Raw genomic sequence first — 25,875 nt, 5'->3', positions numbered from 1 at the left:
TGAAATCGCACGCCTCGCGCGTGCGACGCCAGTTAGGCAGCGATCTTGCCGAGCAGCACCGCAGCCTGTGCGGCAATGCCTTCGCTACGCCCGGTGAATCCCAGCTTCTCGCTGGTGGTCGCCTTGACGCTCACCGCATCCAGTTCGATGGCCAGCAGCCCGGCAATGCGCTCGCGCATCGCCAACGCGTGCGGCCCCACCTTGGGCCGCTCGCAGATCACCGTGATGTCGGCATTGCCCACCCGCCAGCCGCGATCACGCAGCAACTGGTCGCAGTGCTGCACAAACTGCGCGCTGTCGGCACCCTTCCAACGCGCATCGGAGGGCGGAAAATGCACACCGATATCGCCCAGCGCCAGGCCACCGAGCATTGCATCGCACAACGCATGCAGCACCACGTCGCCATCGCTGTGTGCCAGCACACCGTGACTGTGCGCCATGCGCACGCCACCCAGCATCAGATGATCGCCCGGGCCGAACGCATGCACGTCGTAACCCTGGCCGATGCGGAAATTGAAGGACATGTTGCTTACACCTCTTCGGAACCGGACGCCGCAGAACGCGCACCGGAAAAAACGGACGTTGCAGCGGAGGGCATAGCGCTGCGCTCAGCCTCCCGGCTTGCGCCACCGCGGTCGCGGTTCGCCAGCTCGAATTCAAAACGCGCCAGGTCCGCAGGCGTGGTCACCTTGAAGTTGTCTTCGGCACCTTCCACCAGCAAGGGACGCAAGCCAAGCCGCTCGATCGCCATCGCCTCGTCGGTCACGTCCACGCCGGCAGCCGATGCCTCGGTGAGGCCGCGGATCAACTGATGGCGCCGGAACAACTGTGGCGTCAACGCGCGCCACAACCGCTCGCGCGGCTCAGTGCCATCGATCCCGCCATCGTCGCCTGCGCGTTTGAGCGTATCGCGCACCGGCGCGGCCAAAATGGCACCGACCGGATCGCCGCGGCCAATCTCCAGCAACCGGTCCAGATCGGCCAGCGCCAGGTTGGGCCGGGCCGCATCGTGCACCAGCACAAAGTCATCGGCGCGCACGCCATCGGGTAACGCCAGCAACCCGGCCAGCACCGACGCCGCACGCGTGGCGCCGCCCACGCAGGTGAGCACGGGCTTGGCGTGCACGGCTGTCCAGCCCGGCCAGTCGGCATCGTCGGGAGCAATCGCCACCACGATCCCGGCCACCGCCGGATGTGCTGCCAAGGCCGCCAACGTGTAGGCCATGAGCGGCTGGCCCGCTGCGTGCAGGTATTGCTTGGGAACCGCACCGCCGAAGCGCGTGCCACGCCCGGCCGCTGGGACAATCGCCCACACCGAGCCGGTCATGGGTGATCTACCGGGTCGGCAGACGCTGCGGGCGGTTGTGCAGGCGGTGCTGCTTCCTGCGCTGCCGGTGGCAACAGCGGCGCATCTTCGACCACGCGATAAAACGTCTCGCCGGGCTTGATCATGCCCAGCTCGCTGCGCGCGCGTTCCTCGATTGCCGCCTCGCCGTCCTTCAAATCCTTGACCTCTGCCGCCAATGCCTGATTGCGTTGGCGCAGGCCTTCGTTATCCCGTGTCTGATGGGCAACCTGGGCTTCCAGCATCATCACCTCGCCGGAATTCCCAGGCCCGAACCAGAAGCGGTACTGCAGCCACGCCAGCAGTACCGCCAGCACCAGCAGGAGCCAGCGCCAGTTGCGCACGGCTTATCGCTTGAGCGAAACGAACGCGTCGCGGCCGGCGTAACGCGCGCCGGACCCCAGTGCCTGCTCGATGCGCAGCAACTGGTTGTACTTGGCGACGCGGTCGCTGCGGCACAGCGAGCCAGTCTTGATCTGGGTGGCGGTGGTGGCCACGGCGATATCGGCGATGGTGGTGTCTTCGGTCTCGCCCGAACGGTGCGACACGATCGAGGCGTAGTTGGCCGCATGCGCCATGGCAATGGCTTCCAGCGTCTCAGTCAGCGTGCCGATCTGGTTGACCTTGATCAGGATCGCGTTGGCGGTGCCGCTGTCGATGCCTTCCTTGAATATCTTCGGGTTGGTGACGAACAGATCGTCGCCCACCAGCTGCACCTTCTTGCCGACGCGATCGGTCAGCAGCTTCCAGCCGGCCCAGTCGTCTTCGGCCAGGCCGTCTTCGATGCTGATGATCGGGTACTGCGCCACCCAATCGGCCAAGAAGTCGACGAACTGCTCGCTGGTCAGGCGCTTGTTTTCGCCCACCAGGTTGTACTTGCCGTTGTCGTAGAACTCCGACGAGGCCACATCCAGGCCCAGCAGGATGTCTTCGCCAGCGGTGTAACCGGCCTTGCCAATCGCTTCGAGAATGGTGTCCAGCGCTTCGACATTGCTGCGGAAGTCCGGGGCGAAGCCGCCCTCGTCACCCACCGCCGTGCTGAGGCCGTGGCCCTTGAGCACCGACTTCAGCGAATGGAAGATCTCGGTGCCTGCGCGCAGCGCTTCGGAAAACGAGCTGCAGCCCACCGGCAGCACCATGAATTCCTGGAAGTCGACATTGTTGTCGGCATGCGCGCCGCCGTTGATGATGTTCATCATCGGCACCGGCAGGGCGACATCGGATTCGGTGATGGTCGACAGGTACTGCCACAGCGGCTGCTTGCGCGAGGCGGCGACCGCATGCGCGGCAGCCAGCGACACACCCAGCAGCGCGTTGGCGCCCAGGCGGCCCTTGTTCTCGGTGCCGTCGAGGTCGATCAGGCGACGGTCCAGGCCCTGCTGGTCGGCGGCATCGAAGTCCTTGAGCGTCTCGGCGATGGTGCCGTTGACGTTTTCCACGGCCTTGCGCACGCCCTTGCCCAGGTAACGGGTCTTGTCGCCGTCGCGCAGTTCCACCGCTTCCTTGGTGCCGGTCGAGGCGCCCGAGGGCACGGCGGCGCGGCCGAACGAGCCGTCTGCCAGCGTGACTTCCGCCTCCAGCGTGGGATTGCCGCGGGAGTCGAGGATTTCACGGGCGAGAATCTTGGCGATAGTGGTCATAGGTCCGATCGGTTACCAGTAAGGGGGGAAGTACACCGGAAACAAGCTGCCGGATTATCGCCGCACACTGCCCCGTTGCCAAATCGCATGGGCAGCGAACGCACGGCAAGCCAGCCGGCGCGCCGCTAGGCCATCACGCCCAGCAGCGACAAGCCAAACAACAAGAGCAAGAACAGCAGCGACGCCAGCCCCATCGCCGCGGCGACAGGCTGGCGACCCAGCCGAAGCGCAAGGGGGCCGGCCACCAGGCCGCCCAATGTCACCAGCGCACCCACCACCAGCGTGACCAGCATCGGGGTGCGCGTGGCCTGCATGGCATGACTGCCGTCGCCCGGCATGCCGAAGCTGGCGGCCGCCAGGAAGGCCATTACCGCAAAACAGGCCCACGCGGACAGCGACAGGCCCAGCACCACCCAGCCCCAGGGCCAGTGACGCCACTGCCGGCGCTGGCGGCGCACTGCTGCCTGCGCCCATGGATCAGGACTCATGCGAAGCGCGCGAACCCGTGCTTTTTGGTCACTGCATCCAGTTCCATCAGCGTCTCGAGCAACTCTTCCATGCGGTCCAGCGGCCAGGCATTGGGGCCATCGGACAACGCCTTGGACGGGTCCGGATGGGTTTCGGCAAACAGGCCGGAAATGCCCACTGCGACAGCGGCACGTGCCAGCACCGGCACGAATTCGCGTTGGCCACCGGAACTGCTGCCCTGCCCGCCCGGCAACTGCACCGAATGGGTGGCATCGAACACCACCGGGCAGCCGGTGTCGCGCATGACGCTGAGCGAGCGCATGTCGCTGACCAGGTTGTTGTAGCCGAACGAGGCGCCACGTTCGCAGACCATGATCTGCTCGTTGCCGGTCGACTTGGCCTTGTCCACCACCGGCTTCATGTCCCACGGCGCCAGAAATTGGCCCTTCTTGATGTTCACCGGCTTGCCGGCGGCGCAGACGTTCTTGATGAAGTCGGTCTGGCGCACCAGAAAGGCCGGGGTCTGCAGCACGTCGACGACGGCGGCGACTTCATTCATCGGGGTGTATTCGTGCACGTCGGTGAGCACCGGCACGCCGATCTGCTTTTTCACCGCGTCCAGCACCTTCAGGCCTTCTTCCAGGCCGGGGCCGCGGAAGCTGGTGCCGGAGGTGCGGTTGGCCTTGTCGAAACTCGACTTGAAGATGAAGTTGATCCCCAGCTTGCCGGTGATCTCCTTGAGCTTGCCGGCCACGTCAAGCTGCAGCTGCATCGACTCGATCACGCAGGGGCCGGCAATCAGGAACAGCGGCTGATCCAGGCCAACTTCGAAGTCACACAGTTTCATCAGGTCACCTTGTTGATTGAAGCCTCTCTCCCACCGGGAGAGGGGTTGGGGTGAGGGTAAGAATAAGGACACCAAGCGCTTATGAAGCCGGGTGGTTTGCGTTGGTTGGCGCGTGGCGACGCGTTCATCAGGGCCGCCATCTTCGGGTGTGTTGCGGCGCCCCTCATCCGGCGCTTCGCGCCACCTTCTTCCGATAGGGAGAAGGGAGCTGCCGCGCGCTTTTTGATTTGAGCCCCTCTCCCACCGGGAGAGGGGTTGGGGTGAGGGTATGGTTGCGAAGCATTGCTAAAGCAACATGGTCTGCCTTGGCTTCCGCGTCGACGCGTTCGTCATGGCTGCCACCTTCCAGTGTGTTGCCGCGCCCCATCATCCACATCTACGGACCACCTTCTCCCAACGGGAGAAGGCGTGGATCACGCACGCGCTTCCTTCAACAGCTTGCCGCCGGCCTTCTTCTCGCGCGCGGCGCGCACGAAACCAATAAACAGCGGATGCCCGTCGCGCGGAGTGGACAAAAATTCCGGATGCGCCTGGCAGGCCAGGAACCACGGATGCGTATCGCGCGGCAGCTCCACCATTTCCACCAGCGTGTCGTCCATCGACTTGCCGCAAATCACCAGGCCGGCATCTTCCAGCTGGGTACGGTAGCGGTTGTTGAACTCGTAGCGATGGCGATGCCGCTCGGCCACCACGTCCTTGCCGTACACCTCGCGCGCCAGCGTGCCCGGCTTCAGGCGCTGCTCCTGCAGGCCCAGACGCATGGTGCCGCCCAGGTCGGATTTTTCATCGCGCTTTTCCACCTCGCCGGTGGCGGTGCGCCACTCGGTGATCAGGCCGATCACCGGGTGCGGCGACTGGCGATCGTTCTCGGTGCTGTTGGCAGCATCCAGATCGGCCACGTGGCGGGCATAGTCCACCACCGCCGCCTGCATGCCGTAGCAGATGCCGAAATACGGCACCTTGTGCTCGCGGGCGTACTTGGAGGTCTGCACCTTGCCTTCGAAGCCGCGATCGCCGAAGCCGCCCGGCACCAGAATGCCGTCGATGCCCTGCAATGCGGCCATGTCGCTGCCTTCCAGATCCTGCGCTTCCAGCCAGGTCAGGTTGACCTTGGTGCGCTGACGCAGGCCACCGTGCTTGAGCGCCTCGGCCACCGACTTGTAGGCGTCCTGGTGATCGACGTACTTACCGACCACCGCGATGGTCACCTCATCGAGCGGATGCTTGACCGCATCGACCACCGCTTCCCACTCGGACAGGTCGGCCGCGGCGACCTTGTCGCGCAGCTTGAATTGATCGATGACCAGTTCGTCCAGGCCCTGGCGGCGCAGTTCCAGCGGCATGCCGTACAGCACATCGATGTCGGGGCAGCTGATCACCGCACGCTCGGAGACGTTGGTGAACAACGCGATCTTGCGGCGCTCCGAATCCGGCACCGCCTGTTCGGAGCGGCACAGCAGCACGTCCGGCTGGATACCGATCGAGCGCAGCTCCTTGACCGAATGCTGGGTCGGCTTGGTCTTCAACTCGCCGGCCGCAGCAATGTACGGCACCAGGGTGAGGTGCATGAACATGGCCTTCTCGGCGCCGCGCTCGGTGCGCACCTGGCGGATGGCCTCCAGGAACGGCAACGACTCGATATCGCCCACGGTGCCGCCGATCTCGATCAACGCCACGTCGAATCCAGCCGTGGCCTCGTCGATGCAGCGACGGATTTCATCGGTGATATGCGGGATGACCTGCACGGTCGCGCCCAGGTAGTCGCCGCGGCGCTCCTTGCGGATCACGTTTTCGTAGATACGGCCGGTGGTGACCGAATTCTTGCGCGACAGCCGCGTGCGCACGTAGCGCTCGTAGTGGCCCAGGTCCAGATCGGTTTCGGCGCCGTCATCGGTGACGTAGACCTCACCATGCTGGAACGGGCTCATCGTGCCCGGGTCCACATTGATGTACGGATCCAGCTTCATCATCGTGACCTTGAGGCCACGCGCCTCAAGAATGGACGCAAGCGAAGCAGCGGCGATGCCCTTGCCTAGCGAGGACACTACACCGCCTGTTACAAAAATCAGGGGAGTCATGGGGCTCAAGGCCTCCCGGAAAGCCATAGTTTAACGGGTGACGGGCGAATGCCCAAGGGTTGCGTGCACTCCAGGCGTCCGTGACGCCACTGGATGCACGCACACCGTGCAAATGCAGACGCCCCGGCCGGAGCCGGGGCGTCTGCGGGCGAAACCTGCGCTGTCCTCAGCGCGACGGCTTCTCTTCTTCCTCTTCTTCGCGCGGGGCCTGGCCTGCTTCCGGCTTGGCCTTGGCAGCAGCGGCGCGGCGCTCGGCCTTGCGCTCGGCCTCGGTCTTGGCCTTGTCGTCATTGGCCTTCTGCGCGCTGGCGCCCTGCCCCTGTGGCGGAGCGGTCTGCGCAATGGCCGGCAGTGCTGCAACCGCGGCGGCACCCAGGGTGAGCATCAGAATGTGCTTGAACTTCATGGGTCTGCTCCTGGTTCGGTGACATCCTAAGGTGGGGACGTTTGGTTCCGAATCCAACGCCAGCATAGTCAGCGGCGCCCGGCCGGGCACTGAACGCCGGTCGCGTGCAAAAAATCGCCCCAGACCCCACACTTGCGCGTCGTTTCACGTGCCAACGAGATGCATGAACACCCGTTATAACGCCGCCGATATTGAAGTCCTGTCGGGCCTTGACCCGGTCAAGCGCCGCCCTGGCATGTATACCGACACCGCGCGCCCGAACCATCTGGCGCAGGAAGTCATCGACAACTCGGTGGACGAGGCGTTGGCCGGCCACGCCAAGCAGGTCGAAGTGACCCTGTACAAGGATGGCAGCTGCGAGGTCTCCGACGATGGCCGCGGCATGCCCGTGGACATGCACCCGGAGGAGAAGATCCCCGGCGTGGAGCTGATCCTCACCCGCCTGCATGCCGGCGGCAAGTTCAGCAATCGCAACTACACCTTCTCTGGCGGCCTGCATGGCGTGGGTGTGAGCGTGGTCAATGCGCTGTCGACCAAGGTCGAGCTGTTCATCAAGCGCGAAGGCAGCGAGCACCGCATGGAGTTCCGCGACGGCAACGCCGCCTCCAAGCTGGAAGTGGTGGGCACGGTCGGCAAGAAGAACACCGGCACGCGGCTGCGTTTCTGGGCCGACCCGAAGTACTTCGACACGCCCAAGTTCAACGTGCGCGCGCTGCGCCATCTGCTGCGCGCCAAGGCCGTGCTATGCCCCGGCCTGACCGTGAAGCTGCACGACGAGGCCACCGGCGAGCAGGACAGCTGGTACTTCGAGGACGGTCTGCGCGACTACCTCAAGGGCGAAATGGCCGACCGCGAGCTGCTGCCTGCAGATCTGTTTGCCGGCAGCCTCAAGAAGGACACCGAGATCGTCGATTGGGCGGCCGCGTGGGTGCCGGAAGGCGAGCTGACCCAGGAAAGCTACGTCAACCTGATCCCCACCGCGCAGCACGGCACCCACGTCAACGGCCTGCGCTCGGGCTTGACCGATGCGTTGCGCGAGTTCTGCGACTTCCGCAACCTGCTGCCGCGCGGCGTGAAGCTGGCGCCGGAAGACGTGTGGGACCGGGTCACCTTCGTGCTCAGCCTGAAGATGACCGACCCGCAATTCTCCGGGCAGACCAAGGAACGGCTGTCGTCGCGCCAGGCCGCCGGCTTTATCGAAGGCGCCGCGCACGATGCCTTCAGCCTATATCTCAATCAGAACGTGGAGATCGGCGAGAAGATCGCGCAGATCGCCATCGACCGCGCCAGTGCGCGCTTGAAGACCGAAAAGCAGATCGTCCGCAAGAAGGTCACCCAGGGCCCTGCCCTGCCCGGCAAGCTGGCCGACTGCATCAGCCAGGACCTGTCGCGGACCGAGTTGTTCCTGGTGGAGGGCGACTCCGCTGGCGGCTCGGCCAAGCAGGCACGCGACAAGGATTTCCAGGCGATCCTGCCGCTGCGCGGCAAGATCCTCAACACCTGGGAAGTGGCGTCCGGCAGCGTGCTGGCGTCCGAGGAAGTGCATAACCTGGCCATTGCGATTGGCTGCGACCCGGGCAAGGACGACATCACCGGGCTGCGCTACGGCAAGGTGGTGATCCTGGCCGACGCCGACTCCGATGGCCTGCATATCGCCACCCTGCTCACCGCGCTGTTCCTGCAGCACTTCCCCGCGCTGGTGGCCGCCGGCCACGTGTTCGTGGCGATGCCGCCACTGTTCCGCGTGGACGTGGGCAAGCAGGTGTTCTATGCGCTGGACGAGGAAGAAAAGACCACGCTGCTGGACAAGATCGCGCGCGAGAAGATGAAGGGACAAATCAGCGTCACCCGCTTCAAGGGCCTGGGCGAGATGAATCCGCAGCAGTTACGCGAATCGACCATCCACCCCGACACGCGCCGCCTGGTGCAGCTGACGATCGACGACGGCGAACAGACCCGCTCGTTGATGGACATGCTGCTGGCCAAAAAGCGCGCGGGCGACCGCAAGCAGTGGCTGGAAACCAAGGGCGATCTGGCGTCGCTGGAAGTCTAAGGACGCGGCGATTCGGAACTGCCTTCTCGCTGCTCGTTGCAGCGGCGAGAAGGCATCTCTTCGCGCGGAAGTGAGCGTGCTCTGGAATGAGCGCGCTGCATGCAGGGGCCGAGTGGAGCTCGGATCGCAGCAGCGTGTGACGCATGTGTTTGTAGAGCGTTCAAACACCTGACGCTTCACTGGATCCCGATGCGCGCGTCATCAAACAGCGCGCAGCAGCAATCGCTTCAGCACGCATCGCGAGCCACGCGCTCCCGCATCACTCAGCGCACACCCGGCAACACCTTGCGGGCGCCGGTGACCAGGCCACAGGCGTGGTCCTGCAATTCTTCGCCACTGGCCCGATTGCCGGTGGCCGCATCCTGCCGCGTCGCCAGCAACACGAAGCCCGGCTGCCCTTCGTCCAACTGCGCGCCCGCCACCACCAGCGAGTAATCGCGCAGGCTCGCATCGGCAGGAATGGCGCTGGCGAGCAGGCGAATCGGATCCTCGTTGAGCGTATCGCCCGGCAGCGTCCTGGCCAGATACACATGGCCCAGCAAGGGCTCGGCCAACGCACGCCATTGCGGGCCGATCTGCGCATGCTCTCGCTGCAGGGCGGCATAGACGTCCGGGCGCAGGCAATCGATGTGGATGTGCAGCTGCTCCTGCGAGCGCCCGTACGGCGAGTTGAGCGCCAGGCTCACATAGGCGCGCGGCAACGGCTGCGCCAGCGCGGATGCAACGAAGCTGCGCGCCGACCATGCGCTGGCGAAATAGTTGGGCGCATCGGCCTGCAATAGCGAGGGATCTTCGATCCCGCTGACACGCACGCTGGGCACCAGCAGGTATTGGAAGCGGCCGTGGTTGTCCTTCAGTACCACCGCCTGCCGCTGCGGATCAGGCCACACCGCGGCGCAATCGTCCGGCACCGGCCCGGCCTGCAGGCAGTGCGTGGTGACGATGCGCCACAGCGCATCCGGATCGCTGGCATGCCGCACCGGCGGCGGCGAGGCGCAGCCGGCCACCGACAGCGCGACAGCAAGGAATTGGGCAACACGGCAACGCATGTTCGTCTTCAACCAGCGCCTGCGGCGCGCCATCATAACCAGCCGCGCCGCTTCGGTCAGCGCGTCCTGCCATGCCTTTGGGCACATCCAATAGCGATCGCAGGCGCCTAGGATCGTCGCTCCCTCATCGCCGTTGACCACCATGCCTTCTTTCCTGCGCGCCAGCGTGCTGACGCTTCTTCTGTTGGGCGGGCCGGCCCTGGCGGCCGTGCCGGCAGACAAAAAGACCGACCCCGCCGCCGATGCACCCGCTGCCAAACCGGCGCCGTTGCCTGCCGATGCCAGCGTGCGCCAGAGCACCCGCGTGGCCGGGCGCTCACTGAACTACACCGCCACCGTCGGCACCCTGCCGGTCCGCGATGCGCAGGGCAAGACCACCGGCGAGGTGGTCTTCACCGCCTACACCGTCGACGGCAAGGACCGCCCGGTCACCTTTGCGTTGAATGGCGGCCCGGGTGCTTCATCGGTGTATCTCAACATGGGCGCGATCGGGCCAAAGGTGGTGGCATTTGGCGCCGAAGGCAACAGCGCCTCGGCACCGGCCGCGCTTCGCGACAATCCCGGCACCTGGTTGGACTTCACCGACCTGGTGTTCATCGACCCGATCGGCACCGGCTTCAGCCGCTCTTTGATCAGTGACGACGAGGCCAAGAAGCAGTTCTACAACCCGCAGGCCGACGTCGAATATCTTTCGCGCGTGGTCTACGACTGGCTGCTCAAGAATCGCCGCCTGCAGGCACGCAAATACCTGGTGGGCGAAAGCTACGGCGGCTTCCGCGGCCCACGCATCACCCACTACCTGCAGACCCGCCTGGGCGTGGCGATGAATGGCGTGGTGCTGGTGTCGCCGTACCTCAACCCGACCCTGGACGATAACAGCGATGTGTCGCCGCTGGCCTGGATGATGACGTTGCCCTCCATCGCCGCCGCGCACCTGGAACGCCAGGGCCAGCTCACCGATGCGGCGATGCGCCAGGTCATCGACTACACGCGCGGCGACTACGCGGTGGCACTGATGAAAGGACGCACCGACCCGCAGGCCAGCGAGGCGATGCTGCAGCAGGTCACGCGCATGACCGGACTGGATCCGGCCTATGTGCGGCGCTCCGGCGGGCGCCTGGAAACCCAGGCGTATCTGCGCGAAGTCTTCCGCGATAAAGGCGAGTTGGGCAGCCGTTACGATTCCAACGTGACCGCGTTCGACCCGTTCCCCAACGACCCCGAGCAACGCGCCAACGACCCACTGCTGGACAGCATCATCGCGCCCACCACCACCGCGATGGTGGACTTCGTGACCCGCGTGGTGGGCTGGAAGATCGATGCGCGCTACCAGGCGCTCAATTACGACGTCAACAAGCTCTGGGACTGGGACGATGAGCTGCGCAAGGGCGCGGTGACCCAATTGCGCCAGGCGGTGGCGATCGACCCGAAGTTGCGCGTGCTGATCGCGCACGGCTGGAACGACCTCTCCTGCCCGTTCATGGGTTCGGTGCTCACCGTGGACCAGATGCCGGCGATGGGCAGCGACCATGAGCGCGTGCAGGTGCGCGAGTACCCGGGCGGCCACATGTTCTACAACCGCGCCGACAGCCAGGCCGCGTTCCGCAGCGACGTCAAGGCGATGTACGAGACACGCTGAGGTTGGTCCTGCCGGCGGCAGCAGTCGCCGACAGTGCGCAATGCCTTGCAGCGATCACAGCGCACCGGGCAGCGTGGCCTCCACGTTCCAGCCCAGCCATTCGTAGACACGGTAACGCGCGATGCCCAGGTATTCGTGCAGCGCCACATCGGCCAGGGTGAAGTTGTAGCTCTGCGGCAGCAGCGACCACGAGGCGCGCAACCAATCCGAGCGGACCGGCGTGGTGCGCATACCGAAGTGCAGGAAATACAGCTCTGCACGATGCAGGTGCGTGGCCGAGGACACCAAGACGATGCGCTGCGGCCGGTACGCGCGCAGCAGCGGCTGGCTGAACTGCGCGTTCTGCCAGGTGGTCATGCTGGCCGGCTCCAGAATCAGATCACCGGCCTCCACACCCAAGCCCAGCAACACCCGCCGGTACACCACCGCTTCGCTCAGCCCGAGCCCGCGCGCATCGCCGCCGCTGATCTCGATCTTGCAATCGTTGCCGGTGGCGGCGCAGGCGCGGTACAGGCGCGCCGCCTCGACGATGCGGCCATACGCGAACACGTTTGCTTCGGCCGGCGCGCCCGCACGGTCGGAACGCACCGTGCCCGCGCCAAGCAGCACGATGGCGTTGCGCGCGCCCCAGTCAGTGAAATCGTTGGCGCCGGTGCGCTGCAGGTCGCGCAGCATCCACGACGGCAGCGGGCCGCAGCCCACGGCCAGCACCAGCAGCAGGCTCAGCGCGCCGAGCAGGCGCGAGAAGCGCCGCATGCCCAGCCGATCGATCAGCCAGGCAAAGCCGAACAGCACACAGACCAGCGACAGCATCATCTTGCGTCTCCGTCAGCCAAGAGCGGGACCTCAGGTGTTTGCGTCGCGCAGACGCAGACGCAGGCGCGTGACGCCTGACAGCAGCGCGTATGCCGCACCCATCCCCCGGCCAGCATGCCTCATGCGTGGACTACTGACAGCATCCGCCCAAGCGTCGGACATCGCCGCGCGGGGCGGCGCATCGTCGACGATGCAGATGACCGCCGCGCGACAGACCTCAGGTCCAGCCGAACAGTTCGAACCCGCGCAGGATCAGATACGCCACGCCACCGGCAGCCGGGATGGTGAGGATCCAGGCCCAGACGATGCGTTCGATCACGCCCAGCCGCAGCGAGCGCGGATTCTTGGCAAAGCCCACGCCCATGATCGCAGTGGAAATGCTGTGCGTGGTCGATACCGGCATGCCGAAATGCGCGGCCACGGTGAGCACGGTCGCCGAGCTGGTTTCCGCCGCAAAGCCGTGGATGGGGTGCAACTTGACCATCTTGTGGCCGAGCGTCTTGATGATCTTCCAGCCGCCCGAAGCGGTGCCGGCAGCCATCACCACTGCGCAGGTCAGCACGATCCACATCGGAATGCCGGCACCCGCGGCCAGCCCGGTGCCCGGATGCAGAAACGACAGCCAGCTCGGCAGATCGTCCAGCGCACCGGCCGACTGCGCGCCGATCAGGGTCATCGCGATGATGCCCATGGTCTTTTGCGCATCGTTATGGCCGTGCGCGTAGCCCATGTAGGCCGCCGAGGCGATCTGCGCCTTGCCGAAGAACGCGTTGACCCAGCGCGGACGCGCCAGCCGGCCGATCGGCCCGCCCAGCTTGGCCATGCCGGCGATCAACGCCCACAGCAGCAGCATCACCACGATGCCCAGCAGGAAGCCGGCGATCGGCGAGGTGATCATCGGCACGAACACTTTCCACAACAGGCCCTTGTTCTTGGCCCAGTTGCCGATGTTTTCCGACCAGATCAGCGCATCCCAGTTGTTGTGCGCGGCAGCCAGGCCGGCACCGCACAGCCCACCGATCAAGGCGTGCGAGGACGACGACGGCAGCCCCTTCCACCAGGTGATCAGGTTCCAGATGATGCCGCCCAGCAGCGCGCACAGGATCACCTGCGGAGTGACATCCACCACGTTGGTGTTGAGCAGGCCCGAGGCGATGGTGAGCGCCACGGCGGTGCCGGTGAGCGCGCCGATGAGGTTCATGCCGGCCGCCAGCATCACCGCCCAGCCGGGCGAGAGCACCTTGGTGGCTACCACGGTAGCGATGGAGTTGGCGGTGTCGTGGAAGCCGTTGATGAACTCGAACACCAGCGCCGCCAGGATCACCACCAGAACAAGGGTAAGCACGCGGCGACCTCAGCTGTTCTTCAGCACGATCTGGTACACCACCACACCGGCCTCGCGGCAACGGTCGATGGCCTTTTCCAGGATCTCGAAGAACTCCTTGAGCAGGAACATCTGCAGGGTATCCAGGCGGCCGGAATAGATGTCGCGGTACAGCTCGAGCATCAGACGGTCGGCTTCGTTTTCCAGCATGCGCAGCTTGTCGTTGAGCGCGGTCATGCGGTCGATGTTCATGCGCGGCAGGTCGGTGACCATTTCCACCACCACCGCGGCGGCCTGCTCCAGCATCGAGGCGCGCGGGGCGAAATCGATGTGTTCCAGGTGCTGGGTGGCCAGCGAATAACGGTCGGCGAACTTCTCGACCTGCTTGGGAATCTTGTACAACGCCGAGCCCAGCGCTTCGATGTCTTCGCGCTCGATCGGGGTCATGAAGCTGTCCACCAGCGCCTGGCCGATCTTGTCGGAGGCAGCGCGTTCGCGCAGACGGGCCAGCTTGAAAGCGTCCAACGCGGGTTGCCGGTCGGACTCGCGCATCATGGCGTGCAAGGCCTTGGTGCTGTCGTAGGCGGCCTCGGCCGCTTCGTTCAGAAGCGCGTAGAACTGCTTGCCGGAACCGAAGATGGTCTGCAACGAGAACATGGGTGGAGGACTTCCTGCCGTCGAGGGAGAGACGGCACCAAGGGCGAATTATGACCGTTCCATGACCTGTCTGGGTATATCGGCGCTGCGCAGCCCCTTCACATGGGCATTTCCCGGCTCGAACCACCCTGTGATTTGCTAACATGCCACCGCGCCTTCGGGCGCATCCTATGGAAGACGACCCTAGCCCCCCCTGTTGCCGCTCCGCCCTTGAGGCCGCCGGCGACCTGCGTATCACCCCGCCCTCCCCTTCACTGACCGGGGAATGCGCCCGTGGTTGAGTTCCTGATCGTCATCGCCCTGATTCTGTTGAACGGCTTCTTCGCCATGTCGGAGATGTCGCTGATGACGTCTCGCAAGAGCCGCCTGAAGCAGATGGCAGGCTCGAGCAAGCGCGCCGCGCGGGCGCTGGCCCTGGCCGAGAGCCCGGAAAACTTCCTGTCCACGGTCCAGATCGGCATCACCCTGATCGGCATCCTGACCGGCGTGTTCGGCGGCGAGGCGATCGGCATCGCCATCGGCACCTGGCTGCAGGGCATCGTGCCGGCGCTGGACCCGTACGCGCCGGTGATCGGCAAGACCCTGGCGGTGGCGCTGATCACCTTCCTGACGCTGATCTTCGGCGAGCTGGTGCCCAAGCGCCTGGCCCTGCGCAATTCCGAAGACATTGCCGGCGTGGTGGCCGTGCCGATGGCCTGGCTGGCGAAGATCGCCGCGCCCGGCGTGTGGGTGCTGGCGCGCTCCACCCGGCTGGTGCTGCGCATGTTGGGCATGGGCAAGGACGAATCGGCGTCTGTCAGCGAAGAAGAGATCCGCATGCTGGTGGCCGAAAGCCACGAAGCCGGCGTGATCGACGCGCACGAGCGCGACATGATGAACCGGGTGATGCGCCTGGGCGACCGCACCGCCGACAGCCTGATGACGCCACGCAACCGCATCGCCTGGCTGGATGCCAACGCCGAACCCGAACGCAATCTGCATGTGATGCGCGAACACGAGTTCTCGCGCTACCCGGTGTACCGCGGCAGCGACCAGGACATTGCCGGCGTGCTGGAAGTCAAATCGCTGGTGACCCGCATGGATGGCCACGGCGCGCAGTTGTTCCAGAACCTGCGCGACACCTTGTTCGTCTCCGAATCCACGCATGCGATGAAGCTGCTGGAAATCTTCCGCGAAGAACAGCAATCGATGGCGCTGGTGGTAGACGAATACGGCGAGATTCGCGGGCTGGTCACCATCAGCGACCTGATGGGCGCCGTGGTCGGCCGCCTGCAGTCGGTGGAAAACACCGACGACGATGCGCTGGTGGTCACGCGCGCAGACGGCTCGCTGCTGATCGATGGCTCGCTGCCGGTGGAAGAACTGCGCGAAGTGCTGGGCGCCGAGCTGCCGGAAGCCGATGAGGGCGATTACCACACGCTCGCGGGCCTGTGCATCTACTACTTCGGCCGCATTCCGCAGGCCGGCGAATTCTTCGACTGGGCCGGCTGGCGCATCGAGATCGTCGACCTGGACGGTGCGCGCGTGGACAAACTGCTGTTGCGCCGCGTTGGCGACGAGGACAGCGATGACATCGTCGGGTGATGCCGCGCCGCCGCCCGATGCGGCGGCAGACAGCGAGCAGATGCGCTACCGCAACGAAGGTATCCGCAGCCTGCTGGCTGCCTTCAGCGACGGCGACCCGCAGCAGGTGCTGCGCGTGCGCGAGATCCTGGCCGACCTGCAGCAGAGCGCGTTCGGCGTGTTTCTGTTCCTGGCGATCCTGCCATCGTTCATCCCGATTCCGGGCATAGCCGGCGGCATCAGCGGCCCGCTGACGGTACTCATTGGCGTGCAGATGATGTGCTGCCTGCGCAAGCCCTGGGTGCCGCGCTTCATTGGCGAACGCGGGCCGCGCCGCAGTACCGGCCAACGCTTCATGACGCGGCTGGCGCCAACGCTGCGACGCCTGGACCGGATGCTCAAGCCGCGTCTGCACGGTTTGGTCGATCGCCGTCCAGCGCAGGTATTCACCGGATTGCTGCTGGTGCTGGTCGGCATTCTGCTGACCCTGCCGATCCCGTTCACCAACTACATCTTCGGGCTGATCCTGCTGCTGTTCGCGCTGGCATTGCTCGAACGCGATGGCGCCTTGCTGCTGGTTGGCTGGGGCGCAGCGTTGCTGTCGGTGGCCGCCTTTGGCGTGACCTCCGACCAATTGGTGGACCTGATCCGTGGCTGGTGGCCTGCCGCCTGGCGCTGAGCGCAGGCGACAGGCAGCTGCATCACCCGCTTTACTTGAGGTCCACGACGCGGTTGTCCGACAGGCTGCCCGGATCGTCGGTCACTGCAGTCATCACGAAGTACAGCGCCTTGCCGAGCAGCCCGCCGGGGCCATCCCAATACTCGGCCGATTCGGCGCGCACGTGGATCAGGCGCAGGTTCGGGTCGTCCTTTCCACCTGGGAAAAATACCTTCATTGCCGGCGACCACAGTTGCTCGATCTTGGCGCGGTCATCGATCACCCGCGCAGTGCCGGCCACCGAGACGTAGCTGTTCTTCGATGCTGAGGCATAGGCGACATTGACGCGCGGGTCGGCGGCGATTTCGGCCACCTTCGGGCTGTCGGCGGCGGTGGCAAACCACAGGTCGCCATCGAACTCCACTTCCTGCGTGCCGAGCGGCCGGCTGACCAGCCGGCCGTCGGCCGACACGGTGGTGAACATTGCCACGTTCACCCCGCGGATCAATTCCGCCAATTGTTTGATGCTCTCGCCACGTTCCTGGATCTGCATGCAGTCACTCCCAATAGATGTGGCTGCATCTGAGCGGATCTGTGCGCAAAGCAACGTGAATCACGCGGTGGTCACGTCCAGCTCGCGGCAGGCCGCCGCAGCGATCTCGAACGAGCGCAGACGCGCGGCGTGCTCGTAGATATTGGCGGTGAACAACAGCTCGTCCGGTGCGTGCCGCTCGATGAAGGCGGCAACGCCCTGCGCCACCTGATCTGCATCGCCGAGCACGGTGCAGGCCAATGCACGCTCCACGCCGGCTTTTTCATGCGGCTGCCAGAACGTTTCGATGTCGTCCACCGGCGGCGGAATCTTGCCCGGCCGGCCGCGACGCAGGTTGACGAAGCTCTGCTGCTGGGTGGTGAACAACTTGCGTGCCTGCGCGTGCGTTTCGGCAGCCACTACGTTCAGCGCCAGCATCACGTACGGCTTGGACAGCTGCGCGGAGGGACGGAACTCGCGGCGGTAAATTGCCACTGCTTCATCCATTGCATCGGGTGCGAAGTGCGAGGCAAAGGCAAACGACAGCCCCATCGCCGCGGCCAGCCGCGCACTGAACAGGCTGGAGCCGAGCAGCCACACCGGCACGTCCAGGCCCGCACCGGGCACGGCCTGCACCAACTGGCCCGGCACGGCCGGCGCGAAATAGCGCAGCAGTTCGGCCACGTCCTGCGGGAATTGGTCGGCATTGTCGAAGTACCGGCGCAGGGCGCGGGCGGTGGGCTGGTCGGTGCCGGGCGCGCGGCCCAGGCCCAGGTCGATCCGCTGCGGATACAGCGAGGCCAGCGTGCCGAACTGCTCGGCCACCTGCAGCGGGGCGTGGTTGGGCAACATGATGCCGCCAGCGCCCACGCGGATGGTCCTGGTGCCACCGGCGACATGGCCGATCAACACCGCGGTAGCAGCGCTGGCGATGCCCGGCATGTTGTGGTGCTCGGCAAGCCAGTAGCGCTGGTAGCCCCAGCGTTCGGCGTGCTGCGCGAGATCGAGCATGTTGGCGAAGGCGTGGGTGGTGTCGCTGCCTTCGCAGACCGGTGCCAGGTCCAGCACGGAAATGGGCGTCATTGGATGACTCCGGGAAGAATGATGGGACAGAGATGGGGCTGCGCTGCGCGCATTGCCAGCGGTACAAGGGCTGGCTGGGGGATTACAGCGTCCCAGCAGGTGAACACCGGTGGGCGCGTCTGTGGCGGTCGGGCAGACGGCAGCGAAGCGTACTGTGTCGCGGGAATGGTCGGGCTTGCTTGAGCGGATTGATGGCCAGCGAAACGGCAGCCGCGACGCATACGTGCGCATGTGGGGCACGGCATCGCGCGTGCATTTCGCAGTGGTGAAATCACGCAAAGCCGCGCTGCAGCCCTCCGCCAGCGGGCATGTCAGGCGAGCACACACCCCCTTGCGAACATGCAGCGCAGGTAGCGAAGCCGCACTGCGCAATGCCGCAGCTGGCTTGGCTATGCTCAGGCGCCCTGCCACTTGGCGCCTGCAATGACGTCTTCTTCCACCTCCGCTGCCGCGACGGCGAGCAGTGCGCAGATCGCCGCGCGCATCGACCGCCTGCCCGCCAGCGCCACGCTGTGGCGGCTGGTCGGGCTGCTGGCGCTGGGCGGTTTCTTCGAGTTGTACGACCTTTTCCAGACCGCCTATATCAGCCCGGGGCTCATTCGCGACGGCATCTTTGCCAGCGGCAATGACGGCGCCTTCGGCATGTCCGATCAAGCCGCGTTTGCCGCGGCGACCTTTCTTGGTCTGTTCGTCGGGGCCGCCCTGCTCAGCCCCTTTGCCGATCGCTTCGGTCGCCGCCTGGTGTTCACCGTGGCGTTGGTCTGGTACACCGCCGCCACGGTGGCCATGGGCCTGCAGAGCACTGCCACGGCAGTGATCGTGCTGCGCTTTGTGGTGGGGATCGGGCTGGGCATCGAACTGGTGACCATCGATACCTACCTGTCCGAACTGGTACCGCGTCACATGCGCGGGGCCGCATTTGCGTTCGCGTTTTTCCTGCAGTTCCTGGCGGTGCCCAGCGTGGCGCTGAGCGCCTGGCTGCTGGTGCCGCACGCGCCGCTGGGTGTCAGCGGCTGGCGCTGGGTGGTATTGCTGAGCGGTGTGTTTGCGCTGGCGATCTGGTGGCTGCGCAGCCGGCTGCCGGAGTCCGCACGCTGGCTGGCGGCGCAAGGGCGGCATGCCGAGGCCGAAGCGGTGATGGCCCAGCTCGAAGCTGCCTGCAGCCGCGATCTTGGCCGGGCGTTGCCGCCGCCGGAACCGGTGCAACGGGTCGCCGCACCCGACAGCCGTCTATCCGCATTGTGGCGGCCGCCCTACCGCGGGCGTATCGGCATGCTGGTGGTGTTCCAGATCTTCCAGGCCATCGGCTTCTTCGGTTTCGGCAACTGGCTGCCTGCGCTCATCAACGCGCAAGGCGCCGGGGTGACCAAGAGCCTGGCGTATGCCTTTGCGATTTCACTCGCTTACCCACTGGCGCCACTGTTGCTGCTGCGTGTTGCGCATCGCTGGGAAAACAAATGGCAGATCAGTGCATCGGCTCTGGGTGCAGTGGTATTTGGCGTGCTCTTCGCGCTACAGCACGCGCCGCTGGGCATGATTGCCTGCGGGGCGATGATTGCCTTCTGCAATGCGTGGATGAGCTTTGCCTACCACGGCTACCAGGCCGAACTGTTCCCCACGGCACTGCGCGCACGTGCGGTGGGTTTTTGCTATTCCTTCAGCCGGTTGTCTACGGCCGGCAGCAGCGTGTTGATCGGTTGGCTGCTGGCGCAGACCGGCAGCCACGGCGTGCTGGCCTTCATCGTGATCAGCATGACGATCGTGGCCAGCGTGATTGCTGCGTTCGGCCCACGCACGCGCAATCGTGCTTTGGAAGACATCGCGGGGTAATGCCATGTAGCGCCGTGTAGCGTGAAGCCGTGCGGAGTCGCACGCGTGTCGTGCGTTGATGGTCATGCGGGCCGCTGCGCTACGGCACGGCTTCCGCGGGGGTAGTCGCCGCAGCACCCAGGGGCACTGTGTGGTCAGCGATGCTGGCCAAGCTGGTGCGATGCGAGACCACCACCAGCGCGGTCTGCGGTAACCGCTGGCGCAACATGCACAGCACCTGTTGCTCAGACTGCGCATCCAGTGCGCTGGTCGCTTCGTCCAGCAAGGCCAGCGCTGGGGCGCGCAACAACACTTGTGCCAGCAACAGCCGTTGCAGTTCACCGCCGGAGAGCCGGCCATCGCTGCCATTGATCGGCGCATCCAGCCCGAGCGGATCGCGCTGCAGCCGCGCACCCAGGCCGACATCGGCAAGCGCCGCCCACATGTCTGCCTCCAACGCGCCGGGCAGCGCCCACTTCAGGCAATCGCGCACGCATCGCTGCCATGGCCGTACGCCCTGCCCCACATAGGCGCTGTGGCGGATCAGTGCGCGGTACTCGGGAAACCCGAGCATGCGGCCCGCCATGCGTGCCTGCAGGTGCAACGGCGCGGTCTGGCCCGACAGCACATCCATCAGGCTGCTCTTGCCGATGCCCGATGGCCCCACCACCAGGGTGATCTGCCCGGGCACCAGCGCCAGGGGGGGAATCTGCAGCGCGGACAGTGGCTGCAGCAGCGTGACGCGATCAATCTGCAGCGGCGCCGGCAATGTCGAAGCATCAGCACGTGTGGATTCACTGCGCGGGGCGGCAAGCGCCACATAGCGGCGCCACAGTTGCAAGGCCGGCCACGCCGAACGCAACTGCTGCACGCTTTGCCGGGTGGACACCAGATACGGCAGCAGGCGGCCCAGCAACAGGCTGACGGTGATCAACGCGGCGCGATCGGCGCCCTGCCACAGGTTGGCCACCACCAGAATGCCGGCGATGGCGGCCACTGCGGTGAGCTCCAGCAGCAGGCGGCTGTTGGCCACCAGTGCCTGCTGCTGCGCGTAGCCCTGCCCCAGGCGATCGGAAATGCGCGTGTAGTGGCCGGTTTCGACATCCTCGCGCTGGAACGAGCGCACGTGGCGCAGCCGCCGCGGGAAGTCCTCGCTCAGCCAGAACAGCCGGGTCATGTCGGCCACGTAGTCGCGACTGATACGGGCCTGCTGCGCACTGCCCGAAGCCCGCAGCCCGCACCAGGCCAGCACCAGCAACACCGGCGCGGCGGCAGCCAGACCCGGCACGATCAACAGCGCCAGACACACACTCACCACTGCGGTGATGCCGGCCACCAGCAACTGCAGCACCGCACTGAACCCCTGCGTGGCGATCTCGATGTTGTAGGTCAGCACGTTGGCGATTTCCGCCGAGCTGGCATCGGCCAAGGCCGGCAATGGCGCCTCGAGCAAGGAGGCATGCACGCGCTGGCGCAGGCCAATGGCATAGCGGCTGGTCAAGCGGGCCGCCAACCGCGCGCTCTGCCAGCGCAACACGGCAAACAGCAGGCTCACCAGGACGAACAGGCTTGCCTGCAATGGCAGGCCGCCGGGCAGGACCAGTACCTGCCCGGCCACGCGCAGGCCCTGGCCGGGCTGCACCAGCGGCACCAGGCACACGGCCACCGCGCTGCCCGCCAAAGCGGCGGCGAGCGACAGCAGCACGTAGAGCGCAATGCGGCTGCGATCGGCACGCACCAGCGTGGCGGCAAAGTTGCGCACCACCACGCGGACCGATGCACGCGATGTGGCGGCGTCCATTTCAGCGCTCGTCATGGGTTCACGTCGTGCGCCATGCGCTCACGCGCCCGGCAGTGAGGATGCGGCGCGGTGCAGCAGCTGCAGCAGCGCATCCACTGCGGCATCCGGATGCGCGCCGCGTTGCATGCGGTATACGCCACGCTGCTGCACCTGCGCGATGAAATGCGACCAGCCGGGCTGGCCAGCTGCATATGGCTGATCCGCCGCCAGGCATGCAGCGATCTCCTCGTGCGCCATTGGCGTCAGCAGGTGGGCCGGATCGGTGGCCGGCACATCGCTCAGCAACACCACCGCCGCCAACGGCAGCGGGGCCGGCGCGAGCACCGCGCGGCTATCGCGCAGATCGACCTCGAACTTTTCCACCCCGCTGCGCCGCCGGATGGTGGGGGCCGCACTGATCCAGGCGCGGGTGGGTGCGTCCAGCAGGCCCAGTGATGCCGGCCGCAGGTGCAGGAAATTGGCTACACCGGTTGCGACCAGGCTGTGCGGCTCCACAAAGACACCGTCTTCTGCCACGAACTGCAGCCCACGCAACAGGCTGTGCAAGGCCAGGGTCGACTTGCCGGCGCCACTGGCCCCGAGCAAGAGCGCACCATGTCCCTGCCAGCCAACGCAGGCGCCGTGCAGCGGCACCAGCGACATGCCACGCGCTGCCAACAGGAACACCGCGAATTCGATCAACTCGTAGCGCAGGTGATAGGCATGCATCAGCATGTCGTCCGACACCACCACCATGGCGCGCCGCTCGGCGACCGACACCATCAGGTAGTTGCATTCGTCCATCACCCCGCACAGCAGACCGGCAGCGGCATGCGTGCGAACCGGCGGCGGCTCGGCCACCGGCAGCCGCGGCGCACGCGCCACCACATCCAGGGTGATATGGAACTGCGGGGCGCCATCGAAGCGATGCGCAGGCAGCCCGGCGTACGCGGCCTCAACCAGCGAAAGCAGCGCCGGGCTGTCGCTTTCGAAGTGGAACGACGCGCCAAGTACCTGCTTGCGCACGCCATGCCGGCGTGGCCCTTGCTCGTCAAACGGATCCAGCGGGGCCGGCATTGCAGCGTGCGCGCGCTCCGCCCGCAACGCGCTGATTGGCGCCAATTCCGCCACTGCGGCCGATTGCGGCATGCCGTTTCATCCGTGCACAAGTTCAGCCGGTGTGTGCGGCTCGGCCGCCGAAAGGTTGCGTGCATTGCCCGCCGCGCGCATGAACGGCGCGCAGCGCACGGCTCGTGCATCGGCACAACCAAAGTGGCTTGCATGCGCACCTACTGCCGAGCCGAATGCCGGTGTCTTGCGCGCGCCGCTGCTGCGCCCACCTGGCGACAGAACGAGAACCTTGCGCAGATGCTAAAGATCCAGGTCAGCCATTCGTACTTCCTGCGTTACGACCCCAAACAATGGGAACGCGGCAAGCCCTATCCGCCGCTTGCCACGTTGCAGGTGGCCGCCTTGCTGCGCGAACACGGCCATCGTTTGAGCCTGTTCGATGCCATGCTTGCCGACGACGTGCAGGACTACCCCGGCGCGCTGCAGGCGGCGCAGCCGGACCTGGTGGTGTTCTACGAAGACAACTTCAACTTCCTCACCAAGATGTGCCTGAGCCGCATGCGCGAGGCGGCCTGCACGATGATCGCCACCGCGCGCGCGCAGGGCTGCCGCGTGCTGGTGGCCGGCTCCGATGCCTCCGACAACCCGGATGTGTTTCTGGCCGCCGGTGCCGATGCAGTGTTGATCGACGAAGGTATCGCGCCGTTGCTGGAACTGGTGGCGCGGTTGGACGCGAACCCGCAATGCGCACCCGACACCTGGCTGGACGGCGTGGCACGCATCGCCACCGCGCATCCTGCCGCCGCTCGCGAACACGTGGGCGCGCAGCCGCCGGATGCGCGGCTGGGCGGATTGCCCGCGTGGGATCTGGTGGACATCCCGCGCTATCGCACCTTCTGGCAACAACGCCACGGCTATTTCAGCCTCAACATGGCCGCCTCGCGCGGCTGCCCGTTCCGCTGCAACTGGTGCGCCAAGCCGATCTGGGGCAACCACTACAAGCGCCGCAGCGCAGAAGACGTGGCCGCAGAGATGATCCACCTCAAGCGCACATTTGGGCCCGATCACATCTGGATGGCCGATGACATCTTCGGCTTCCATATCGACTGGGTGGAAACCTTCGCCGAGCAGCTCAGCGATGCCGATGGTGCGATCCCCTTCATGATCCAGACGCGCGCCGATCTTGCCAGCGACCGCATGGCTACCGCCCTGGCGCGTGCCGGTTGCGCCGAGGCGTGGCTGGGCGCGGAAAGCGGGAGCCAGCGCATCCTAGACAAGATGACCAAGGGCACGCAGGTGGCCGATGTCATCGCCGCACGCCGCCGCCTGGGTGCGCGCGGGATCCGCGTGGGCTTCTTCATCCAGCTGGGCTATCTGGGCGAAGAACTCGTCGACATCCTGGCCACCCGCGCCTTGGTGCGCGAGGCCGCACCGGATCTCATCGGTGTCAGCGTGTCGTATCCGCTGCCCGGCACCAAGTTCTACGAGGAAGTGAAAAACCAGCTGGGTGGCAAGACGCATTGGCAGGACAGCGACGACCTGGCAATGATGTTCCGCGGTGCCTACGACTCGGAGTTCTACCGCAGCGTGCGCAACCTGCTGCACACCGAAGTGGACCTGCAGCAGGCGCGCACCACGATGGGCGATCTGGCGTATGCGCAGGCGTGGCAAGCGCTGGAGCAGCGCTGGGACAGCTTGATCGCCTCCGAGCACGCACATCGCACCGAACCGTTGATGGCGGCGGCGCGACCAGTGCGCCAGCTGGCCAGCGTGCTGGTCGGCTGAAACGCGCCACGGCCCTGCACCACCGTTGTTACCTCTTTTCCGGATTGCCTCGATGCAGCCTTCGCTTCGCACGATCAAACACGGCCTGCGCACGGCCACCGAACGGCTCGCCCGGGAGCTTGCGCAGCCCAGCGACGCGCCGCCACGCTGGGATCGCCTGCAATGGCAGCTGGCAGCCGCTGCCGCCGCCGCACATGGCGTTTCGCCGCTGCTGCAACGCCAATCGCTGTGGCAGACAGCCGAATGGACACGCTTCCTCGATGAGCAGCGTGCGCACGTGGCGCATCGCCATCGCCGCATCGCCTTGCTGTTGACCCAGATCGATGCCGCCGCAAGAAGCGCCGGCATTGCAGTGACTGGACTCAAGGGCACTGCCCTGCATCGGCTGGGCGTGTATCTGCCCGGCGACCGGCCCATGGCCGACATCGATCTATTGGTAGAGGCTGAGGACGCGCCGCGTGCGGCCGAGCTGCTGTGTGCGCTGGGCTATGTGGCCTCGTTCGACCAATGGAAGCACCAGGTGTTCAAGCCGGTGCACGGCGAGGCCGTGGCCGGGCTGGGCGAGCACCGCGATGCACCGATCAGCATCGAGCTGCACACGCGCATCCAGGAACGCTTGCCGGTGGCGTGTGTGGACATCACCGCGCGTGTACTGCCGGAGCGTCCGCAGCCCGGTCTGAACGCCTATCCGTCGATTGGCGCGTTGATGTGCCATTTGCTGCTGCACGCCGCCGGCGGTATCTGCCACCGCAGCATCCGCCTGATGCACCTGCACGACCTGGCACTGCTGGTCACACGCATGGGCCCGCGCGATTGGGAGGTGCTGTGGGAAGACAGCGCTGCGCCGCCGTGGTGGGCGTTGCCGCCGCTGCTGTTGCTGCAGCGCTACTACGGCGATGTGGTGCCGGCCGCGGTGCTCGCACGCCTGCGTGCGCAGTGTGCGCCACTGTTGCGGATGCGCGCCGCGCGCCTGACCTTGACGACCGCGTCCTGCTCCAACCTGTGGCTGCCGGCGTTGCCCGGCATCGAATGGTCACGTTCGCTGGGCGAGGCACGCCAGTACCTGCGCCAGCGCATCGCGCCGTCGGCAGAGAGCCGCAAGGAGCGCGCCGACATGCTGCGCACGCAGCTGTGGCTGCAAGACCAGCCATGGGTGCGCCAGTCACAGACGCGGCGACTGATGACGCGCCTCACCCGGCCGGTGCCACGCACCGACATGCTATACGTGGTGCGCGCGGCGCTGGATGGGTATCTGCAGCCGGCCTGAGGCCA

Annotated in this window: 23 protein-coding genes; 7 read left to right on the top strand and 16 right to left on the bottom strand. The window is 66.0% G+C overall.

What is annotated here, in order from left to right; all coding sequences use genetic code 11:
* Positions 1-32: 32 nt before the first annotated feature.
* From ispF to XCC_RS08850, 8 genes are all read right to left on the bottom strand, one after another.
* Complete coding sequence (gene ispF, locus XCC_RS08885; protein ID WP_011036880.1) at positions 33-524, bottom strand: 2-C-methyl-D-erythritol 2,4-cyclodiphosphate synthase; 492 nt, start codon at positions 522-524, stop codon at positions 33-35.
* Between the two features lie 5 nt (positions 525-529).
* Positions 530-1,327 (bottom strand): 2-C-methyl-D-erythritol 4-phosphate cytidylyltransferase, encoded by a 798-nt coding sequence (ispD, locus tag XCC_RS08880; RefSeq protein WP_011036879.1) that lies wholly within the window; start codon positions 1,325-1,327, stop codon positions 530-532.
* Positions 1,324-1,689 (bottom strand): cell division protein FtsB, encoded by a 366-nt coding sequence (ftsB, locus tag XCC_RS08875; RefSeq protein WP_011036878.1) that lies wholly within the window; start codon positions 1,687-1,689, stop codon positions 1,324-1,326. Before ftsB ends, ispD begins: the two co-directional genes overlap by 4 nt.
* 3 nt (positions 1,690-1,692) lie before the next feature.
* Positions 1,693-2,985: a phosphopyruvate hydratase gene (eno, locus tag XCC_RS08870; protein ID WP_011036877.1), complete on the bottom strand. Its 1,293-nt coding sequence runs from the start codon at positions 2,983-2,985 to the stop codon at positions 1,693-1,695.
* A gap of 125 nt (positions 2,986-3,110) precedes the next feature.
* Positions 3,111-3,473, bottom strand: coding sequence for a hypothetical protein (locus XCC_RS08865; protein ID WP_011036876.1), 363 nt, complete (start codon positions 3,471-3,473; stop codon positions 3,111-3,113).
* A complete protein-coding gene (gene kdsA, locus XCC_RS08860) occupies positions 3,470-4,300 on the bottom strand; it encodes a 3-deoxy-8-phosphooctulonate synthase (RefSeq protein ID WP_011036875.1) in 831 nt (276 codons plus the stop codon). The genes XCC_RS08865 and kdsA overlap by 4 nt, the downstream gene beginning before the upstream one ends.
* A 413-nt stretch (positions 4,301-4,713) precedes the next feature.
* Positions 4,714-6,378, bottom strand: coding sequence for a CTP synthase (locus tag XCC_RS08855; RefSeq protein WP_011036874.1), 1,665 nt, complete (start codon positions 6,376-6,378; stop codon positions 4,714-4,716).
* A gap of 166 nt (positions 6,379-6,544) precedes the next feature.
* Entirely contained in the window at positions 6,545-6,784 is a 240-nt protein-coding gene (locus XCC_RS08850) for a hypothetical protein (RefSeq protein WP_019237729.1), read from the bottom strand.
* 163 nt (positions 6,785-6,947) lie between these two features.
* Here XCC_RS08850 and parE point away from each other — a divergent pair, with 163 nt between their 5' ends.
* Entirely contained in the window at positions 6,948-8,837 is a 1,890-nt protein-coding gene (gene parE / locus XCC_RS08845) for a DNA topoisomerase IV subunit B (protein WP_019237730.1), read from the top strand.
* 263 nt (positions 8,838-9,100) lie between these two features.
* On the opposite strand, the gene XCC_RS08840 is transcribed toward parE, so the two are convergent.
* On the bottom strand, positions 9,101-9,886 hold the full coding sequence (locus XCC_RS08840; protein ID WP_011036871.1) for a CDP-diacylglycerol diphosphatase: 786 nt from the start codon (positions 9,884-9,886) through the stop codon (positions 9,101-9,103).
* Between the two features lie 142 nt (positions 9,887-10,028).
* On the opposite strand from XCC_RS08840, the gene XCC_RS08835 reads away from it, so the two are divergent.
* Complete coding sequence (locus XCC_RS08835) at positions 10,029-11,525, top strand: S10 family peptidase (protein ID WP_011036870.1); 1,497 nt, start codon at positions 10,029-10,031, stop codon at positions 11,523-11,525.
* Positions 11,526-11,579: 54 nt separating this feature from the next.
* Here the strand turns inward: XCC_RS08835 and XCC_RS08830 are convergent, their stop codons facing one another.
* The 3 genes from XCC_RS08830 to XCC_RS08820 form a co-directional block, all read right to left on the bottom strand.
* Positions 11,580-12,341: a YdcF family protein gene (locus XCC_RS08830; RefSeq protein WP_011036869.1), complete on the bottom strand. Its 762-nt coding sequence runs from the start codon at positions 12,339-12,341 to the stop codon at positions 11,580-11,582.
* 217 nt (positions 12,342-12,558) lie between these two features.
* Positions 12,559-13,686, bottom strand: coding sequence for an inorganic phosphate transporter (locus XCC_RS08825; protein ID WP_011036868.1), 1,128 nt, complete (start codon positions 13,684-13,686; stop codon positions 12,559-12,561).
* Between the two features lie 9 nt (positions 13,687-13,695).
* Positions 13,696-14,322, bottom strand: a complete 627-nt coding sequence (locus XCC_RS08820) for a DUF47 domain-containing protein (protein WP_011036867.1) — start codon at positions 14,320-14,322, stop codon at positions 13,696-13,698.
* A gap of 273 nt (positions 14,323-14,595) precedes the next feature.
* On the opposite strand from XCC_RS08820, the gene XCC_RS08815 reads away from it, so the two are divergent.
* A complete protein-coding gene (locus tag XCC_RS08815) occupies positions 14,596-15,906 on the top strand; it encodes a hemolysin family protein (RefSeq protein WP_011036866.1) in 1,311 nt (436 codons plus the stop codon).
* Positions 15,890-16,564 carry an exopolysaccharide biosynthesis protein gene (locus XCC_RS08810; protein WP_012438572.1) on the top strand — a complete coding sequence of 225 codons (675 nt, stop codon included), beginning with the start codon at positions 15,890-15,892 and terminating at the stop codon, positions 16,562-16,564. The genes XCC_RS08815 and XCC_RS08810 overlap by 17 nt, the downstream gene beginning before the upstream one ends.
* 31 nt (positions 16,565-16,595) lie before the next feature.
* On the opposite strand, the gene XCC_RS08805 is transcribed toward XCC_RS08810, so the two are convergent.
* Together XCC_RS08805 and XCC_RS08800 are read right to left on the bottom strand one after the other, a co-directional pair.
* Entirely contained in the window at positions 16,596-17,096 is a 501-nt protein-coding gene (locus XCC_RS08805) for a pyridoxamine 5'-phosphate oxidase family protein (RefSeq protein WP_011036864.1), read from the bottom strand.
* Between the two features lie 60 nt (positions 17,097-17,156).
* The gene (locus XCC_RS08800; protein WP_011036863.1) at positions 17,157-18,158 is read right to left on the bottom strand and encodes an LLM class flavin-dependent oxidoreductase; all 1,002 of its coding nucleotides are present in this window, start codon (positions 18,156-18,158) and stop codon (positions 17,157-17,159) included.
* Positions 18,159-18,581: 423 nt separating this feature from the next.
* Between XCC_RS08800 and XCC_RS08795 the strand changes: the two genes are divergently transcribed.
* Positions 18,582-19,988 carry an MFS transporter gene (locus tag XCC_RS08795; RefSeq protein WP_011036862.1) on the top strand — a complete coding sequence of 469 codons (1,407 nt, stop codon included), beginning with the start codon at positions 18,582-18,584 and terminating at the stop codon, positions 19,986-19,988.
* A gap of 79 nt (positions 19,989-20,067) precedes the next feature.
* On the opposite strand, the gene XCC_RS08790 is transcribed toward XCC_RS08795, so the two are convergent.
* A complete protein-coding gene (locus tag XCC_RS08790) occupies positions 20,068-21,768 on the bottom strand; it encodes an ATP-binding cassette domain-containing protein (RefSeq protein ID WP_019237731.1) in 1,701 nt (566 codons plus the stop codon).
* Positions 21,769-21,807: 39 nt separating this feature from the next.
* The gene (locus tag XCC_RS08785) at positions 21,808-22,896 is read right to left on the bottom strand and encodes an HPr kinase/phosphatase C-terminal domain-containing protein (RefSeq protein ID WP_011036860.1); all 1,089 of its coding nucleotides are present in this window, start codon (positions 22,894-22,896) and stop codon (positions 21,808-21,810) included.
* A gap of 219 nt (positions 22,897-23,115) precedes the next feature.
* On the opposite strand from XCC_RS08785, the gene XCC_RS08780 reads away from it, so the two are divergent.
* Both XCC_RS08780 and XCC_RS08775 read left to right on the top strand, forming a co-directional pair.
* Positions 23,116-24,603: a B12-binding domain-containing radical SAM protein gene (locus XCC_RS08780; protein WP_228442250.1), complete on the top strand. Its 1,488-nt coding sequence runs from the start codon at positions 23,116-23,118 to the stop codon at positions 24,601-24,603.
* Between the two features lie 52 nt (positions 24,604-24,655).
* Positions 24,656-25,870 carry a nucleotidyltransferase family protein gene (locus XCC_RS08775; RefSeq protein ID WP_050911566.1) on the top strand — a complete coding sequence of 405 codons (1,215 nt, stop codon included), beginning with the start codon at positions 24,656-24,658 and terminating at the stop codon, positions 25,868-25,870.
* Positions 25,871-25,875 lie beyond the last annotated feature (5 nt).

Source organism: Xanthomonas campestris pv. campestris str. ATCC 33913 (assembly GCF_000007145.1).
Lineage (GTDB): Bacteria > Pseudomonadota > Gammaproteobacteria > Xanthomonadales > Xanthomonadaceae > Xanthomonas > Xanthomonas campestris.
The sequence above is the reverse complement of the archived record's forward strand: the minus strand, read 5'-3'. Positions and strand labels throughout refer to the sequence as shown.